The 17,853-nt window shown below is 42.4% G+C and carries 14 protein-coding genes; 5 read left to right on the top strand and 9 right to left on the bottom strand.

From position 1 onward, the window contains the following. Positions 1–57: 57 nt before the first annotated feature. From G630_RS0110370 to G630_RS0110350, 5 genes are all read left to right on the top strand, one after another. Positions 58–1,263 carry an SPFH domain-containing protein gene (locus G630_RS0110370; RefSeq protein WP_022761093.1) on the top strand — a complete coding sequence of 402 codons (1,206 nt, stop codon included), beginning with the start codon at positions 58–60 and terminating at the stop codon, positions 1,261–1,263. A 76-nt stretch (positions 1,264–1,339) separates the two neighbouring features. Further along, positions 1,340–2,380 (top strand): hypothetical protein, encoded by a 1,041-nt coding sequence (locus G630_RS0110365; protein WP_242829169.1) that lies wholly within the window; start codon positions 1,340–1,342, stop codon positions 2,378–2,380. A gap of 22 nt (positions 2,381–2,402) precedes the next feature. Beyond that, the gene (locus G630_RS0110360) at positions 2,403–3,218 is read left to right on the top strand and encodes a TPM domain-containing protein (protein ID WP_022761091.1); all 816 of its coding nucleotides are present in this window, start codon (positions 2,403–2,405) and stop codon (positions 3,216–3,218) included. A gap of 133 nt (positions 3,219–3,351) precedes the next feature. After that, on the top strand, positions 3,352–5,133 hold the full coding sequence (locus tag G630_RS0110355; protein ID WP_022761090.1) for a GGDEF domain-containing protein: 1,782 nt from the start codon (positions 3,352–3,354) through the stop codon (positions 5,131–5,133). After that, positions 5,126–6,817, top strand: a complete 1,692-nt coding sequence (locus G630_RS0110350) for a GGDEF domain-containing protein (protein WP_022761089.1) — start codon at positions 5,126–5,128, stop codon at positions 6,815–6,817. The genes G630_RS0110355 and G630_RS0110350 overlap by 8 nt, the downstream gene beginning before the upstream one ends. Position 6,818: 1 nt before the next feature. Here G630_RS0110350 and G630_RS0110345 read toward each other — a convergent pair whose 3' ends face one another. The 9 genes from G630_RS0110345 to ltrA all read right to left on the bottom strand — a co-directional run bounded on the left by G630_RS0110345 (position 6,819) and on the right by ltrA (position 17,358). Beyond that, entirely contained in the window at positions 6,819–8,069 is a 1,251-nt protein-coding gene (locus G630_RS0110345) for an extracellular solute-binding protein (RefSeq protein WP_022761088.1), read from the bottom strand. Continuing rightward, entirely contained in the window at positions 8,066–8,797 is a 732-nt protein-coding gene (locus tag G630_RS21480) for an HD-GYP domain-containing protein (protein WP_022761087.1), read from the bottom strand. Before G630_RS21480 ends, G630_RS0110345 begins: the two co-directional genes overlap by 4 nt. 17 nt (positions 8,798–8,814) lie before the next feature. Continuing rightward, positions 8,815–9,972 carry a GGDEF domain-containing protein gene (locus G630_RS0110335; RefSeq protein ID WP_022761086.1) on the bottom strand — a complete coding sequence of 386 codons (1,158 nt, stop codon included), beginning with the start codon at positions 9,970–9,972 and terminating at the stop codon, positions 8,815–8,817. Between the two features lie 98 nt (positions 9,973–10,070). Next, the gene (locus G630_RS0110330) at positions 10,071–10,427 is read right to left on the bottom strand and encodes a hypothetical protein (protein ID WP_155829176.1); all 357 of its coding nucleotides are present in this window, start codon (positions 10,425–10,427) and stop codon (positions 10,071–10,073) included. 13 nt (positions 10,428–10,440) lie between these two features. Beyond that, the gene (locus tag G630_RS25365; RefSeq protein WP_026498523.1) at positions 10,441–12,306 is read right to left on the bottom strand and encodes an alpha-galactosidase; all 1,866 of its coding nucleotides are present in this window, start codon (positions 12,304–12,306) and stop codon (positions 10,441–10,443) included. Between the two features lie 124 nt (positions 12,307–12,430). Continuing rightward, complete coding sequence (locus G630_RS23570; protein WP_081667868.1) at positions 12,431–13,192, bottom strand: MBL fold metallo-hydrolase; 762 nt, start codon at positions 13,190–13,192, stop codon at positions 12,431–12,433. Between the two features lie 21 nt (positions 13,193–13,213). Then, positions 13,214–14,680 (bottom strand): ribosomal protection-like ABC-F family protein, encoded by a 1,467-nt coding sequence (gene abc-f / locus G630_RS24205; RefSeq protein ID WP_081667866.1) that lies wholly within the window; start codon positions 14,678–14,680, stop codon positions 13,214–13,216. Between the two features lie 15 nt (positions 14,681–14,695). Next, positions 14,696–15,952: an MFS transporter gene (locus tag G630_RS0110310; protein ID WP_026498522.1), complete on the bottom strand. Its 1,257-nt coding sequence runs from the start codon at positions 15,950–15,952 to the stop codon at positions 14,696–14,698. A 125-nt stretch (positions 15,953–16,077) separates the two neighbouring features. Continuing rightward, a complete protein-coding gene (gene ltrA / locus G630_RS0110305) occupies positions 16,078–17,358 on the bottom strand; it encodes a group II intron reverse transcriptase/maturase (protein ID WP_026498521.1) in 1,281 nt (426 codons plus the stop codon). Positions 17,359–17,853 lie beyond the last annotated feature (495 nt).

Below are 17,853 nucleotides of genomic sequence, written 5' to 3'. Positions count from 1 at the left end.
CAAAAAAGACCACAATATAAAAAGGTAAAACTTAATTTAAAAGGAGGAAATTTTTGTATGGGTATTTTACAAGCTGGAGTCGGAGCTGCTTCAAGTGTTCTCGCTGATTCCTGGAGAGACTATTTCTATTGTGATGCTATTCCTGCTGACACACTTGCCGTTAAGGGCGTTAAGCGTACCGGCAGAGGAAGCTCCAACACCAAGGGTAATGATAACATCATTTCCAACGGTTCAATAATAGCAGTTGCTGACGGGCAGTGCATGATTCTCGTTGATCAGGGAAAAGTAACTGAAATCTGCGCTGAGCCCGGTGAGTTCGTATATGATGTAAGCACAGAGCCTTCTCTCTTCTACGGAAGCCTCTCTTCCAACATCAAGGAAACCTTTAAAAAGATCGGTAAGCGTATCAGTTTCGGCGGAGATGCCGCTAACGACCAGCGCATTTACTATATCAACACCAAGGATATCATCGGCAACAAGTACGGTACCGCTAATCCGGTTCCTTTCCGTGTTGTAGATAAAAACATCGGCCTCGACGTTGATATCTCCATCCGTTGCCATGGTGAATACAGTTACAAGATCGTAGATCCCATTCTCTTCTATACCAATCTCTGCGGAAACTTCACAGGAGAGTACAAGAGAGAAAACATCGAATCTCAGTTAAAGAGTGAGCTTCTCACAGCTCTTCAGCCCGCATTTGCAAAGATTTCAGAGACAGGCGTTCGTTACAGTGCTCTTCCCGGACACACCACAGAGATCGCTGATGCACTGAACGAAGTTCTTTCAGCTAAATGGGGCGACACTTACGGAATCAGAATTTCCACATTCGGTATCAACTCCGTAAACGCTTCTGAAGAAGATGAAAAGATGATCAAAGAGCTTCAGAAGAATGCTGTTCTTTCAAATCCCAACATGGCAGCCGCTACTCTTGTAGGCGCACAGGCACAGGCTATGCAGGATGCCGCTAAGAACACATCAACAGGTCCTATGATGGCATTTGCAGGAATGAACATGGCACAGCAGGCAGGCGGTGCAAACGCAGCCGGACTCTTCGCTATGGGGCAGCAGGCACAGCCTGCACAGGCAGCTCCTCAGATGCAGCCTCAGAGCCAGGGTGGTTGGACATGCGCATGCGGAACCGTCAACAACGGCAATTTCTGCTCAAATTGCGGTCAGCCCAAGCCCAGCGCAGACTGGACATGCTCATGCGGAACTGTTAACAGCGGAAAATTCTGTTCAAATTGTGGTCAGCCCAGACCATAATTATCGGCAGAAATAATAGTTTAGGAAATTATCTATGGGATTAACCGAATATGAATGCCCCTCGTGCGGAGGGGTAATGAATTTTGATGCCGGCAGTCAGATGCTGCTTTGTCCTTATTGCGACACCAAAATAAAGGTTAGTGATTACAAAGCCCCCAGACAGGAGGAACAGGACAAAGATGCAAAAGCAGACAGCAATGAATGGCTTTCGGAAGGCACAGAATGGAAACCCGGCGAAACCGATGGTATGGTGGTGTATTCCTGTCAGTCCTGCGGAGGTGAGATAGTCGCCTCTGAGACTGAAGGATCCCTCACCTGCCCTTTTTGCAGTAACAATGTTGTTGTAAAAGAAAAGTTCGCCGGTGACCTTCGCCCCAACTATGTCATCCCGTTTAAGAAAAGCAAGCAGGACGCCATGGACAGCTATGCCGGCTATGTTAAAGGAAAATTGCTTTTACCCAGGGTTTTCTTTGCGCAGAATCATATAGACAAAATTCGCGGAATTTATATTCCGTACTGGCTTTATGATGCAAAGATAGATGCTGACTACAGATTCGAAGCAACAAAGGTCAGAACCTGGAGTGACAGCGACTACAATTACACGGAAACCAGCTTTTACGAGGTTGACAGATCCGGTCACGAAGAATTCAGTCATGTACCCCATGACGCTTCAAAAGAGATGCCCGATGATCTTATGGAATCCATCGAACCCTTCAACTTTTCCGAGGCGGTTCCCTTCAACAGCGGATATCTTGCAGGATTTCTTGCAAACAGATACGACGTTGATGTAGAGGAAACCAAGACGCACATCGTGAATCGTATGGAGAACACGGTTGAAAACGATATCAGAAATACCGTAACCGGCTATTCATCAGTAACACCCATTACCAGAAACAAACAGGTGCGCAGTCTTTCACACAAATATGCGCTCTATCCGGTATGGCTGTTAAACACTTCCTGGAACGGAAACAACTATCTGTTCGCAATGAACGGTCAGAGCGGTAAATTTGTCGGCAACCTTCCTGTAAGTAAGGGACGAGCTGCCGTACTCTATATCCTTTCAGCGCTTGGATTTACACTTATTTCCATAATCATCTGTCTCATCGTTATCAGCTAATAATACATTAAGGGATAGGAATATGAATCATAAAAAACAACTGAATATTATTACGGCCATGCTGATATGCTTCATTCTGGCATTGCCTGTCATCCTGTCGTTTAATGTTAAGGCCGGCACCGAGGGTCTTGTGGATCCCGTTTATACGGTAGACGGATCACTTTTCCCTGTAGTCGATGCCGCCGATCTGCTGACGGATGACGAAGAGAACGCTCTGGCAACTCATATCTATCAGGTGGAAAACGAGTATAATTCCGCCATTGTCATTGTTACCGTAGACAGTCTCGGAAGCCGCGATGTAGAGGCCTATGCCGACGATTTTTACGATTATAACGGCTATGGCATTGGAGAAAAACACGACGGAATTCTCTTCCTGATTGATATAACCTCCAGACAATGGCATATTACAACAACCGGCTCTGCAATACAGGTGTACTCGGATTCAGATCAGGAAGACCTTATTGATGCCTGCAAGAGCGATTTATCGGCAGGAAATTATTACTCCTCCTTCGATAAATTTATCTCTGCTTGCAGCAGAAAGCTTCAGGATGATATTGACTCCCACACCTTCACAGCAGGGAAACTCGGAATCTGTATTCTTGCAGGTCTTTTACTTGCACTGATTCCGCTTTTCATATTTATTGCGCAGCTCCACACGGTTCACAGAGAAACCGGAGCTTCGAATTATTCACAAAATGGTCTGTCCCTAACCGGACACCACGACAGATTTATAAGAAAAACTCTGTCAAAGCATGCTAAGCCAAAGGATACCGGCGGTTCTTCAACCCATACAGGTTCTTCGGGAACAAGCCACGGCGGAAGCAGCGGGAGCTTTTAAAAATCCTCAGACCTCATCCATCACTCGGATGAGGTCTTTTTACTTCTTCTGGTAATACAAAATTCAGAAATATAACTGTTTTTTTATAAAAGACTGCTTTTTTTATTGATATACTTATTATCAGGAGAGAGCTATGCGACTTCGCGATTATTTACATATAAACGTGTGGCTGCTGCCCATTTTGCTGGTAGTAATACCGGTAATTTTAATTCTTTTTGGCAGCTCATTTATGACCACGCCAAACACCTATCATATGACCACCCTGGAAGACGGATGGTCTGTAAAGCATGGAAATTTTCATGCAGATGATGCATCTCTTGAAGATCTGAATATAGGAGATTCCCAAAAGGGCGATGTTGTGATAATAAGCACCTCGTTCCCTTCAGGGCAGGTGCCATCTGCTTGTATCATGTTCAGAACTATCCTCTCGGTAGTCACTGTCTATATAGATGATGAGGAAATCTATAACTATGGAAAAGAATTCTATGATGCGGGAAGACTCCTCCCCAAGCACTTTAATATTGTTCCAATTAAAAATCCGCAACAATATGCCGGAAAAACTCTGACAATCAGACTCGATGTCACAGAAGATGATGCATTCTCCGGTCTTTCACCGGTCTACTACGGAAACAGATTTGAGCTCGAGCGGCACTTATTGCAGAAAAAGCGCCTCCCTCTGTTCATAGGCGGTTTCCAGATAGTCTTTGCTTTTCTTTTACTGACACTTTCCTCGTATCTGTATATGTACCACGGACATGATCTGTCACTAATCTTCACTTCACTGATAGCATTTTTCCTTGGTGCCTACAACCTTGCTTTTAACGACCTGTTTTGCTTCCTTTCGGATTATGAAGCCTTCTTCAATTTCCTAGAGTACTTTTCTCTGTACTCTATTCCTTTTGCTATTATTGCCTTTCTTATTTCATCGCATCCAAGCCTTAACACCAATCTAAATAAGGTTCTGATAGCTATAAATGCGCTTTTCCCGATAGTTACCACCATCTTACATATAAGCGGAATTATCCATATTAATATTTTTGTACCCACACTTCACATTCTGGCTATTGTAGAAACAATAATAGAGCTTCCGCAGATTATTACCGATGTGATAAAGCATTATCATAACAGAAGAAATAGTCCGGAATACGTTGGAATGACTTCAGACAGCATTCTCGTGCTGGGTCTTGCCCTTTTCATAGTTTGCTCTGTCATTGATATCATAAAGTACAATGTGCTTAAGTTTCTCTTAGCAGGCGGAGAAGCTTACGCTGATATCAACTTTATGACTATAGGCGCTTTGTGCTTTGTACTTTGCCTGTTTGTATTCTATTTCTATCACGGAATAGAGCATATTAACTCAGTCTACATGAAGGAGCACCTTGAGGGTCTTGCCTATACCGACTCTCTGACAGGCCTTATGAATCGTGCCAAATGTATGCAATACATGGCATCTGTACATGGAAAATTTGCCATCATTTCTATTGATATGGATAATTTAAAGCCTGTCAACGATACACTGGGGCATCAGGAGGGTGACCGAATATTAAAGACCTTCGCAGACATCATGAAGCAGGCTTTTTCCGGTGCAGCTTTGATAGGGAGAACCGGCGGTGATGAATTCCTTGTGGCAGTAGAGAATCCCGAGGAAGGAATATGCCAAAAAATGATAAATGACCTGCGCGAAAGACTTAATGCTTTCAACAGTCATGAGACAAACCTAAATCTGTCCGCATCCTGTGGTTTCGCCTACAGCCGTGAAGTTCAAGGTGGCGAAGCCGGCGATGTTTTTGTGCTTGCCGATAACCGCATGTATGAAGAAAAAGATAAGCATCATTCTTCCAAGATCGGAAGATTTGTAAATGACATAATGGGCAATACACCCTCGAAGGAAGGAGGTGTACCTGCAGATGATTAAACGAATCAAATTCCTTATAATTGCACTTCTTACCTTCCTGCTTCTTGTAACTATATGCCACTTTTTATTCTATCCGGCTAATGCAGGAAAGATATACACATTTGATAAAGAATGGTCTGTTGAATTTAACGAAGAAAGCTTCGAGAATGTCTCTCTTTATGACATCCCTAGGGCTCTCAACTTTAGGTCAAAGAAGGGTGATATTATTGTGCTCTCAAGAACTATTCCTGCAAGTAACGCTTTCGTGTTTCCCACCTTTATGTTTCTTTCAAGATATTCTGCATACGACCTGTTTATTGATAACGAGCTCATCCGTTCGGAGTATAAAGACTTGCTGGAAAAAGGAGAATATATAGGTTGTAGTTTCCATGTTGTTCCTGTTCCGGAAAAGGATCATCCTATGGAGCTGCGGCTCGTCCTCTATGTTGAAGAAGACAGCTTCTATAATTTTTACTTGCCGCCTGTATACGGCGATTATCACGATGTCATGCGCTCCTATATATTTAGAAATATGTTTCCTCTTGCATCGGGAGTTTTCCTGATAATTTTCGGTGCAGCCTTTTTAATCATTACTTTAGGTTTTTACAAGACAATGCCCAGTATTCTTTCCCAACTCTTTGTATCGATCCTGTTTATTAATCTGGGAGTGTGGGTACTTGGTTATTTCAGACTGGTCGATTTTTTCATAGATACCAAAAGCAGAGCTACCGAATTAGAGTATGTCTCCCTTTATCTTATGGTGCCTCTTACTTACCTTATTGTCGGCTGCATCCAACAGCACTACCGCGATTGGATATTTATGGTAGTGTCCTGCACCAGTTCCTTCATTTGTATAGGTCTTATCGTGCTTCATTTCACAGGTGTCATCCATATGAATCGCACGTTGCCGTATTTTCAGTGCATATCCATAATATGTTCCTTCTTCATGCTTATCATCTTCTTTAAAGATTTTAAGCAAAAAAAGCTTGCGCCTGCCGAGGTAATACAGTTACTCGGTCTTTCTGTTTTTTCTCTGTCATACATAATCAACTATGCCGCTTTTTCTCTGGAAATAAGGAATATTGTTCCCCCATCATTCCTGACAATACGCATGATTCCGATGGCAGGACTGATATTCGTTTTCGCAAACCTCATTAACTATTTCATTTACTTGTCGGAATCCTTCGCCATGAGAAAAGAGTATGCGTCTCTGACACACCTTGCTTATGCAGACGGACTGACAGATCTTCCAAACAGATCACGCTATGATAAGTATCTGGAAGATTTGGACAAAAGCGATGACGACTACTGCATAGTAAGTCTTGATCTTAACGGCCTTAAGGAAATTAACGATAGCGACGGACATGCCGCAGGAGATAAATATTTATTGGAATTCTCTCAGGTTCTTAAACAGTGTTTTGATGACAAAGCTTTCATCGCCAGGATAGGTGGCGATGAGTTTGTGGCAATTCTCAAAAAGGAACATTTTGATGAAGTGGATACTCTTTTAACAAGGCTTAAAGACGCGCTTGAGGTGAAAAATGTTCTGTATCCCGGCTACAGAAGAAGCGTAGCTTCCGGTTATGCCTTCAGCACTGAAGTGGAGCAGAAAAACTCTCACAGTGTTTATCTGCTTGCCGATAAGCGAATGTATGAAAACAAAAAGCTCATGCACGCAAAGCTCGGCATAGTTGCAAGGATATAGATTATTTACGGAGCATCTCCTCAAGCTCTGCCTGTGCCTCAGAAAGCCCTTCGTCTATATCTTTCTCCCCGTTTATGATAAGCTCCATCTTATTTCCGAGTATTGTATAAAAATCGGTCCACTCTTCCATATCAGGTCTGTAAACACCGTTTTCAAGAGCAGCACAGACCGCTTTTAGCGGAGGATTATCTGCCAGAATCTTCTCATCAGTAAGGCATGAGTATCTGCAGGGAACGCCTCCGTATTCTATTGTACTTTTTTGCACTTGAGGGTCCATCAGATACTTAACAAGCTTCACTGCCAATTCCTTATTTTGGCTATTTACAGGAACACCTATGGTCCATATACCATATACATTTGCATTATACCCTTCAGAGTCACTGAACGCTTTTCCCGTAAGTGCAATGTAGTCAGATGCTGATCTCTTTGTAGGCGTATACCACCCCGGCCAGCCTACCGCCATAGTAGCTGCTCCGTTGTCGATCGCCATTATAAGATCATCTCTGCTTTCCGATTTTCCTGTAGCAATCAGCTGCATATAAAAATTGAGCGCTTTCTTGAATTCCTCTGTATTTACCGTGGGCTTGTTATTTTCATCAACAACCCACCCGCCGTAGGATCTGAGAATCGGGAGAAAATCCACCACATAATTGTTCTCGGAATCGCCCCTGTACATGAACCCCAGGTTCCCTTTATCCTGTGAAGCCTTGCACACCTGATATATCTCTTCAAGGGATGAAAGTTGTTCAACATTATATCCCGCTTTCTCCACGTTATATTTATTGAAAAGAAGAACGGTCACATTGCCGTAAAAAGGCGCAACATATATATCATTTCCATCGTAGCAGATAGTCGTGGTAGCTTTTATAATGTCATCGTCCAGTTCATATCCTTCTTTGGAAAGGTTTAACAGTAATGAATTTGCGGTCATCTCTGCCTTCCAGGATCCGTCTATCATACAAAGATCATATTGCCCTTCAGTCTTCGATGCATTTTCAAGAATACCTTTGTGAAGCTCTTCTTCTCCAAGTTCCAGCACATCACAAATGACCTGGTTCTCTTCTTCGAACGGAATGAGGCAGGATTTTATCGCATCGGAGTAAATACCGGCTCTTAGCGCCAATGTTATATGAGGCGCCGTCTCCGGATCCACTCCCGATGCGTTTTGCTTATCCTGCTTTTTCCCGCAGGACATCGCACATATTAGCACCATTACTGTCAGTATGGCGGAAAGCATTCTCTTCCACTTCATACACCTATACTCCCCTTTCTGGCGTTGGGATATCTTTCCATTTTGAGATTGACATCCTCCATGCAGGAATCAATTTTACTCATCGGTATATTACAAAAAATGTTTACAAGATTCTCATCAAGCTGTGTACCGGCTGCTAATCGAAGTTCGGATGTAGCTTCAGCGTAGGGCAAAGTAGCTTTGTACAAGCGATTCATTGTCATGGCAGAATAAGCATCTGCCACCGCAATCATTCTGGCTCCGAGGGGAATCTGTTCCCCTGTCAGCTGGTGATAGCCCTTACCATCAATTCTTTCATGATGATACAGAATGTAGGAAAGAGTTTTCCCCATCCCGGGCACATCCTTTAACATATTTACTCCTATATCAGGATGCTTCTTTACTATCTCCCACTCATTTTGTCCAAGCTTCCCCGCATGTTCCATTATCGAATCAGGTATGCCATTTTTACCTATATCCAAAAGAAGCGACGCATAGTGAAGGTCAATCTGGCTGACCTGTAATCTGTATCTGAAAGGCATAAATTCATATAATACCATCGTCAGATTATGCACATGGAGAGAATGTCCGTCGAGATTAGGATTTCCCGCTTCAATAATTCCAACCAGTATCTCAAGAATTGCTGCCGTGCGCTTTTTCCTGGTATAGTTTTCATGCAGAGTAATTGCTGTGAGCATTAGCAGTATTATTATGAAAAATATCAGCAGGTTGATCTCATTTGAATTCATAATCTACCTCCCTGCCTTTATTCTTCTGCGTCCATAAAACGTATCTGATTTTTTCCTGCCCGCTTGGATTCATACAGGGCCTCGTCAGCACGCTTATATGCAACATCTATGTCTCTGTCATTTTCTGTTATCTCGGTCACCCCAAGAGATGCATGTATTCCGTGAAGATCTCCTACTTCTACACTGTTAAGTGATCTGAGCATATTTTGAAGAAGCTCCGTAACTTCCTCTCTGTTCTTCTTCCCTCTTATAAACACTATAAATTCATCACCGCCAAGCCTTCCGGGAAAACTGATTCCTTCCTTCAAAACCTTTTCCTGAAAAGTCCACTTCTTTGTCATATCCACTCCGAGGCCCTCGATAATTGTCTGTCCCGCTATCTGGATAGCCTTATCGCCCATCTGGTGCCCAAGTTTATCATTTATCTGTTTGAACTCGTCGAGGTCGAGAAGACATATTGCAATATATTCATCATGGGGATTTGAAAGGATATTTCCTGCAAGGGAGAAGAAACGCCCTCTGTTTAACAAAGACGTAAGCGCGTCAAAACTTGATTTTATCTCCAGCTCGCGCTGAATCTGTATATTTTTCTGCATCGTGACAAACTGCTGCATTCTGGTCCTCTGAAAGGCGAAGTGCAGTACGATTGAAAGTGATACGAAAATAATTACATTATATAAATCCTGCTCTGCGATGGAAATTGCTTTGATTTTAAATGAACAATAGAGAAAACATCCGCAGCACAATGCTATGCCTGCCAATGTCCTTAGCATGGTTGAAATAAAAGAAAAAGACAATACAACCAGCATGACCATGAAAAGTGTAGCTGCCATGTATGGCTGATCAATTGATATTTGAATGGAATAGGCCATCCATATAAGCATATTTACGACTACCAGAACCGTCACTCTTCCGGTAGTTGGTTTCGCTCCATAGGTCTTGCACACCACAAAAAACACAGCAGAAACAACTGCATAAACAATATACAGTCTCATCTCGCTCTGGTTTACGCTGAAAATATCAAACGCTGAGAATATAATACACAGCACATTCACTATAAAGAACCATATATTCAGAATCATCACATGTTTTCTATTGGTTCCGTTTATAAGCTCTGTGCATTCCTCTTTAGTTTCTTTATCGTAACCGTAATGATTTATACTTTGTGCTCTCATGCTCCAATCCTCATTATTGAAATCGCATAGCATGCCACAATACGTATATTATTACTGTAACAGATAAATCTAATAATTATCTAAAGATAGCATTATATTTATATGATAAGCTTTTTCACAGCGCTCAGTAATTCTTCATCCTTCATGGGAATCTGCATTCCGAATAAGTCCGGCTTCTCCGGTTCTATAAGACCTCTTTCAATTACCTGTGCAACAGCATTAGCACAGATGCGGCAATCATAGATATCCTTTAGTTTCTTGGCCTTATCCCAGTCAACATCCTTTATATTAAGTGAATCCCTCATCATGGCGTGCAATATCAGAGCCGCTTTTTTCTTTGTGACAGGTTGCATCAGCATCTCTTCTGAATTATCCGCCATCATATGCTTCCAAAAAGCGGCTGTATCGCCACGGTATTCTTCTGTTAAATAATCTATGAATGCTTCAGTCGTCATTTTACCTATATAATCAGCCTTTAGGAGTCACAACAATCGTAACCTGGTCACAGGCTTTAAGTCCGTCTACTTTAAATACACCTGTGTCATTCTCGGTTTCTTCTCCTGTCCAAATATCTTTTACAAGATATTTATCTGCTGATTTTATCCTATCTCCCAGGAACTTTTGAATTTCCTTATGGGTAATACTGTAAGAGTCCTTCTTATCTTCCTCGCTGACATTTACAAAGGTTATTGCAAATCTGTCCCCGCTAAGCGGTTTAACAAGAATATCCACACGGTTTATATCGCGAATATATTCCTTGTCAGGACACTCCTTCGCCAGAGTTGAAAATACCCTCTTTGCCTGAACTCCGAGAGAGTCCTGATTAATTGCAATAGCATCGTCATTGGCGATTATGTTATAGATCCAGTCACCTTTTTGTACTCTTCTAAGATCAAGTCCCAGCATAAGAGGCGAATTCATCATGCACCACAGTGTCATATGTGTTCTGCACTGAATCTCATCAAGTCCGTCCATGCCTATCATCAGCATATCGGGATCGTTCCAGCCCTTATCAAGACCTGCGAACTCATCCATTATGACTGCCTTGTTATACTGCGTCGTCACACTTGGAGTATAATCATCCTTCCAGTCGCCGTGCCCGGGATCTCCATCACTTCCTACCCGGAATGTTATATCATTCAGGATTCTCCAGCTGTCACATACTTTGTAAGCCCAGTTCTGCGGATGACTCTTACCCCATTCGCAGGCAGAATAGATGATATCGTGTCCAGGAGCAGCTTCATTAAGTGCCTTCAGGATTCTGGAATATGAATTAAGAGTGTTTTCCTGTCTTCTGTGATTCATAATCCTGATATGATTAGTACCATCACCAAGCTTGACTGTAACAGGCTCACTCCAGATGAATTCCTTATCTGCAGCCTCTTTATTTTCTTCCCCGTCCAGATCCGGCATATTGTTATCCACGGGATTATTTCTGTTATCGGGATCATTCAAATTCTTATCAGAGAGCTCCGCATCAAGTCCCTTGGTAAGAAAATCGTCATAATAATACTCATCACCTACTGCAAGCTGAAGCCAGTCACCACGACCCTCCTCTTTTGAGGACCTGTATTCCACTAAGATCTGGTATTCATTATTATCTGTCTTATTATCAGCAGAGGGCTCATAATCAAAAATGAGTTCACTGCTTCTGACTCCCACGGGAGAAGCATCCGGTCCCGTTCCATCGAAGGTTCCGAGCCCCGTCACATAATTCTTTTCTGCATGAGCACGATCACCGGTTATTCTGCCATCGGATACGGCGCTAAGAATCTCGCTTTTCTTTCCGCATATTTTTATTGCTCTGATATCAGGCGTAAAGGTGTATGCAGCATTCTCTGAATTTGAAAAAGTAGCGTTATCAAAAGGATAATAGCAATTATCAACCTTCATAAAATCAACGCCCCATTCAACATAGCTTTTTGCATCCACATCCTCGTATCCGCAAATGCCAACCCTTGCTCCGGAGCAGGTCTTTACACCTATATCATTGTACATGCCAAACTTAAGACCTTTAGCATGGACATAATCGGAAACAGACTTAAAACCACCCGGGAACTTCACCGGTTCCGCAGCTAGCTTTCCGTCAATCCTCTCGGGGTTATAACAGCCATCGTCCAAAACTACATACTGATAACCTTTCTTATCAAGGCCCAGCTCTACCATTTTATCTGCCATTGCCTTGGTCAGTGCTTCGGTATTACCGCTTCCGAAGGCATTCCAGCTGTTCCACCCCATTGCAGGAAGGTGGTTTTTCTTTTTTCCAAGTAATATTTCGTTATTATCAAAACTGTTAAAGCGTCCGGCCTCTGTTATTTTGTCAGGTCTAAGCATAGGTCCTCCCGTGAAAAGAAACTTATCTGTATTTACATTATTAACTTATCCTAGTTTTGCAAAAAACTCTTCTCACTATTTGCCTTGCTACTGTCAAATAATGCTTTAAAAGTGCGCTTTTCTTTTATAACTCAAATTCCTCACCCGGCTGCAGGATCATCACTTTTTGACCCGGATATTTTATTTCCACATAGTCCTTAAACTCGTTTGGATCAGCACCATTGAACTTAAACATATCGTAATGTCCCGGAACAGCAAGTGCCGGCTTTAAAGTACCCACCAGATCTGCTGCCTCCTGATATGTCATATTTCCTATGCAGTTATCGCGAAGTCTCACTGCATCACGACCGTTTATCGGAGGGAACATGACATCAAAGGGTCCGCTTTTCCTTAGCTTGTCATATACCCCTTCATACAAGCAGGTGTCTCCCATGTGGCAGATTTTTTTACCACCGAAAGTAACTATATACATCAGATACGGATGTAGCCCCTCCGGCGCAGTATCAAGAAATTCATGCGCAGCAGGAATTGCCTCTATGTGCAGGTCATCTACATCCGCAGAATATTCTTCATCCACAAAAACAAACCGTTCTTTTTCTATACCAAGTTCATCGGGCAAAGTCTTTTCAAAGTACTTAGGTGCTACAAATTTTGCCTTGGAATTAATCCCAGCAATTTTTACCCAGGCATCTCTGTCTATATGGTCTATATGGTCATGAGTTCCGAAAAAGATAGAAACATCCTTCAAAGCTTCGATATCGAACGGGTTCTTTACCTGTCTGCCCTCCATATCGGATAAAAATAAATCTATACCGAACCTGTAGCCTGTCTCCTCATCCCATACCAGAATTCCCTGTTGTCCTGTACGCATGAATTTAACTGCCATGATGAACCTCCTCTTAGCACATTATTTCTTTTGCATATCACTTACTATTTTCCCATTCTCAACGTAAAGTCTCTCTGTTGCAATCCTGTCCACAAACATCTTGTCATGCGATGTGAAAAGAAGCGTCCCTTCATACTCTATCAGCAGCTTTTCAAGCGCCTCAACCGAAGGAATATCAAGATAATTTGTAGGCTCATCAAGAATGAGCAAATTGACATCCGACACAAAAAGCATCGCAAAGGAAAGCTTCATCCTCTCTCCTCCGGATAACTGTGATGCCTTCTTGTTCATGTCTTTTTCAGTAAGCAGTAACCTGGATAATATTATACGTGATAAGCTTTCTGTCTGTATACTTACCCTTCTTATGTTTTCAAGCACTGTCCGGTCATAATCTATCTGCGACATGTTCTGCTTGGCGTATCCGATCTTGGCCCCCGGAACTACGTAGACCATATCTCTATTTGCTATGAGTTCCAGCAGTGTTGTCTTACCGGCACCGTTACTTCCAAGAAGCGCCACCTTACTTCCGTTTTTTATCATGAAGTCCGCATCATCAAGTATCACATTGTCATCGTATGAAAAGTTAATATGCTCGCCTCTTATGACGATTGGGTTCCTCGGAGGGTTTGTCAGCCTGAAATCCGGTCTTGCTGTTGGTTCCTCCTTTGGCTTCTCCTTTACCTCCATGTGTTCTATCCTTTTTAAGACATTGGATGCACTTTTCTCAATTCCTCTCGCCTTATCCTCAGGTTTCCTGTTTCCGCAAAGGGCCCGTGCCTTAGCTTCACTTGCAGTGATGTTCCTTGGCTTTTTCTCAACCTTCTTTGCCTTGGCTTTCTTCTGAGTGTAAACATTCTGCAATCTTTTCTTTTCAGACTGATAGTTTTCATATTCCGAGAGCTGTGTTTTATACTGCTCTTCCTTCTGAACAACATAATCATCATAATTGCCGTTATAGCTTTGAAGCTCACTAAAGGATATCTCAACAATCCTGTCGCATAGCTCATTGAGTACGGTTCTGTCATGGCTGATGATAACCATTGTTTCAATTTCTCTAAGTCTTTTCTTTAAAAGCTCCACCCCATCAAAATCAAGGTTTGAGGTTGGCTCATCAAGGAAAGCTACCGCCTGAGGGCTTGAAAAAAGCTGCGCCAGTCTGATTCTTGTATTCTCGCCGCCGCTGACATTTTCTTGCCAGAGCTGATCGCTGACTCCCATTTTCCCTGCTTCTTCATAGTCTGTATCATAAACTTCCGTCATTCCAAACTGCTCAAAATAAAATGGCTCACAGTCTCTGTAAACTGTCCCTTTAGTCGGTTCTATTTCTCCTGCTAGAATTTTCAAAAGAGTGCTTTTCCCTGCTCCGTTTACACCAACAAGACCTACCTTTTCACCTTCGTATAAATAAAATCTGTCAAAATCAAGAACAGTCTGTTCGCCGTAGGAATGAACTATATTTTCTGCTTTTATAAGTAATCGTCTGGGCATAGTACCTCCTTTTAATTACATGTTTCTGTTATAGATTGGCTTTACATATTTTCTGTTAGTTCCCACAAAAGCTATGGCCGCAAACACACTTAGAAGCTCAAACAAAAGGAGCACAGCCCTCTGATCCATATAGACTGTAAGAACACCGGCCATCAGCTGCGCAAGAAGTGCACCTGATGTACTAAGAACCTGAAAAGCCCCGTTAAATCTGCCCTTTGTCTCATCCGGAACATAGCTCTGAGTTGAAGAGATTCTGATTGTGTAACTGGTTACTCCTCCGATTCCCACAATAAGGCCAAGCCCCATCGCAATTTTCACAGGCACATATAGATATAATCCCTCAAAAACGCCTATGATTATGTACACCAAAAGAGCTATATAAAACTTGTATTTTGCAGGGAGCTTCCTCCTGTAGTGGAACATCCCTCCAAGTCCTCTTCCTAAAAAGCTCATCCCGAAAATACACATGAAAAGGTATTCTCCGTTTTTGTAGTGACTCTTCAAATATGGGAGGCATATTACATCAGAAGCCCCTCCTGCCATAGCACTAAACAAGAAATAAACAGCAATGACAAGCAGTCCTTTTTCCGAAAAAAGATATAAGAAACCCTCCTTGATATCAAAGAGCATTCTCTCTACATGCCCCATATCCTTAGTATCCTGTCTCATGCTCTGCTTTTCTATATATTTCTCCTCAGCCTTTATATTTACTTCAAGTGTTGCTGCCATTAGGAAGCACACTGCGTTTGCAAGAAGTAACGGGCCAAGGCCCACGAGATTATATAAAAAGGTTGCTACAGGAACCATGAACATCGCCAGCGTCTCAAGCACACTTGCTATAGAGTATGCCTTTGAATAATTCCCCTCCGTTATAAGAAGCGGATAAAAGCTGTCATAAGCCACCATGTATATACTGCTTATCGAGCCTATTAGCAGACTGAAAAGTGCAAATAATGGAAAGCTGAACCACCCTCTCATAAGAAGAATGCCAACCAGCAGATAGATAGTTCCCATAGTGTAGTCCAGGGTATATATCATCTTTTTCCTGGAAAATCTGTCGAGTACTGCACCTGATATTATGGGTACAATCAGCTTTGGCACAGTATATGTCATAAGATATACTGCATACAGCATTGTTGACCCTGTATAGTCAAGCACCATAAGACTCATGGCAAATCCTGCCATACTATTTCCAAACATTGAAATCACACTACCAACTGTTATTATCGTAAAATCCCTCGTCCATAAGGGATTCTTTGTTTTCGTTTCCATACGTCCTCCTGTCATAAATTGCAACTTCCGCGACAATCGAGTAGGAGAAAATGTCTCATTATAAAGACATTTTCGACCTCTCACGCCACCGTGCATACGGTTCCGTACACGGCGGTTCAATCAACTTAACAAGTGACACACCTTTCGGTGTAGTAATCTAACATAGAGATTAGTCCGTATGAGGCTAATCTCTTATTGCTTATGGCTTGGGATATATCAGATGCACGACAGACTCTCGCGTATCCTTTTGAATATGCGGTTCTCCATGCAGCCCATTTAGTAACTCCAAGCTTTATAAGATTCTTTGCCCTGTTTTGTGGAGTTTTCCAGTGTTTCCAAATGCACATACGAAGCCTATATCGGATAGTGCCGTCCATGTTATAGCAGATATTTCTCATTGTTCCTATCTTGAAATAGTTAATCCATCCTCTGATAAGCTGATTGAGCTTCTCCACCTTGTATCTGTTGCTAACGCCCCAGCTACGACATGTAAGTTCTTTCATTCTCTTCTTAAACTTCGCTACTGATTTCGCATGTGGTTTTGCCTTAAACTGATGTGCTTTTGAGTCAAAGTAGAATCCAAACCCAAGGTATTTAAGTCCTTGTGGTTTATCGACTTTACTCTTGGTCATGTTGACCTTGAGACCTAGTTTCTCCTCAATGAATCGAGAGATATTTCTCATAACTCTATTAGCAGACATTTCGCTACCAACCATGATGATACAATCATCTGCGTATCTTACAAAGTTAAGCCCTCGCTTTTCCATTTCCTTATCAAGTTCATTCAGCATGATGTTTGCCAATAATGGCGAGAGATTACCTCCTTGTGGTGTTCCCACAATGGAGTCCTCATACTCATCATCAATCATGATTCCACTGACCAGGTATTTCCTAACGATAGAAATAACATCTCCATCTTTAATCGTTCTACCTATGATAGTCATAAGTTTGTCGTGATTTACTGTGTCAAAGAACTTTTCCAAGTCAATATCTACAATCCAATCATTACCGTCATTCATCATGTCGAGCGCTGTTAGGATTGCTTGCTGTGCACATCTATTCGGTCTGAATCCATAACTATGGTCATGGAACTGTTCCTCGTAGATTGGTGTTAAGACCTGTGCGATAGCTTGTTGTATGAATCTGTCTGTTACTGTTGGTACTCCTAGGTTTCTGACACCACCATCGGGCTTTGGTATCTCCACTCTTCGTACTGGCTGAGGTTTATATTTTCTTGTCCTCAACTGTTCCTTGATGATTTCGCCGTTCTTTGCAAGATGTTCCTTGAGTTCTGTGTACTTCATTCCGTCCACTCCCTCTGCACCTTTGTTTCGCACGACTTGCAGATATGCCCTATTGAGATTATCACTAGATAGTATCTGCTCCATTAGACTACTTGTGTCCATGCGTTCTTTCCTTTCCGCCTCGCTTGATCTGACCACCCTTCACCCGATTGGTTACGGCAGATGTTGTCATTTCTGCAACACGAGACATACTCAAACTTATTGATTGTTCACCCCTTCACTCCATCCCCATTACAGAGACTTCTTTGCTACTATGGGTTCGGCTGACTTCTCACAGTTCGTTGTTACTAGGCTAATGGAACCTCTGTGAGACCTCCACGCTTAAGGTGCACGCTCTTTCTCTCCATATATCCGCCACATTTACTCTGCTACTACAAATGTGATAGTTATTAGACTTCGTTGCTTTTGGCCAACTTATCTCTCGTAGCCTAGCCTTATATGTGATTTCTGTCCGTCGGACCAGAGATTTGCTTACAGCTTCCTTCAGATTCCACCTCACAATGGACACCCTTGCTGTTCGGCTATACACTTCCCACTATCTGGGCGTGTTCGGGACTTTCACCCGTTAGAGCGCGCCCATGGCGCGCAAACCAAAAA

The sequence above is a fragment of the Butyrivibrio sp. WCD2001 genome (genome assembly GCF_000424485.1).
In the GTDB taxonomy this organism is placed as follows: Bacteria; Bacillota; Clostridia; order Lachnospirales; family Lachnospiraceae; genus Butyrivibrio.
This window is presented reverse-complemented; position numbering and strand designations above follow the sequence as displayed.

Coding starts and splice junctions, on each gene's coding strand:
- G630_RS25365 (WP_026498523.1), bottom strand. CDS start 12,306: ATGCTTAGACCTGACAAAATAACAGAGGCCGGACGCTTTAACAGTTTT.
- G630_RS0110345 (WP_022761088.1), bottom strand. CDS start 8,069: ATGAAGTGGAAGAGAATGCTTTCCGCCATACTGACAGTAATGGTGCTA.
- G630_RS0110365 (WP_242829169.1), top strand. CDS start 1,340: ATGAATTTTGATGCCGGCAGTCAGATGCTGCTTTGTCCTTATTGCGAC.
- G630_RS21480 (WP_022761087.1), bottom strand. CDS start 8,797: ATGAATTCAAATGAGATCAACCTGCTGATATTTTTCATAATAATACTG.
- G630_RS0110370 (WP_022761093.1), top strand. CDS start 58: ATGGGTATTTTACAAGCTGGAGTCGGAGCTGCTTCAAGTGTTCTCGCT.
- G630_RS0110355 (WP_022761090.1), top strand. CDS start 3,352: ATGCGACTTCGCGATTATTTACATATAAACGTGTGGCTGCTGCCCATT.
- ltrA (WP_026498521.1), bottom strand. CDS start 17,358: ATGGACACAAGTAGTCTAATGGAGCAGATACTATCTAGTGATAATCTC.
- G630_RS0110310 (WP_026498522.1), bottom strand. CDS start 15,952: ATGGAAACGAAAACAAAGAATCCCTTATGGACGAGGGATTTTACGATA.
- G630_RS0110335 (WP_022761086.1), bottom strand. CDS start 9,972: ATGAGAGCACAAAGTATAAATCATTACGGTTACGATAAAGAAACTAAA.
- G630_RS0110330 (WP_155829176.1), bottom strand. CDS start 10,427: ATGACGACTGAAGCATTCATAGATTATTTAACAGAAGAATACCGTGGC.
- G630_RS0110360 (WP_022761091.1), top strand. CDS start 2,403: ATGAATCATAAAAAACAACTGAATATTATTACGGCCATGCTGATATGC.
- abc-f (WP_081667866.1), bottom strand. CDS start 14,680: ATGCCCAGACGATTACTTATAAAAGCAGAAAATATAGTTCATTCCTAC.
- G630_RS0110350 (WP_022761089.1), top strand. CDS start 5,126: ATGATTAAACGAATCAAATTCCTTATAATTGCACTTCTTACCTTCCTG.
- G630_RS23570 (WP_081667868.1), bottom strand. CDS start 13,192: ATGGCAGTTAAATTCATGCGTACAGGACAACAGGGAATTCTGGTATGG.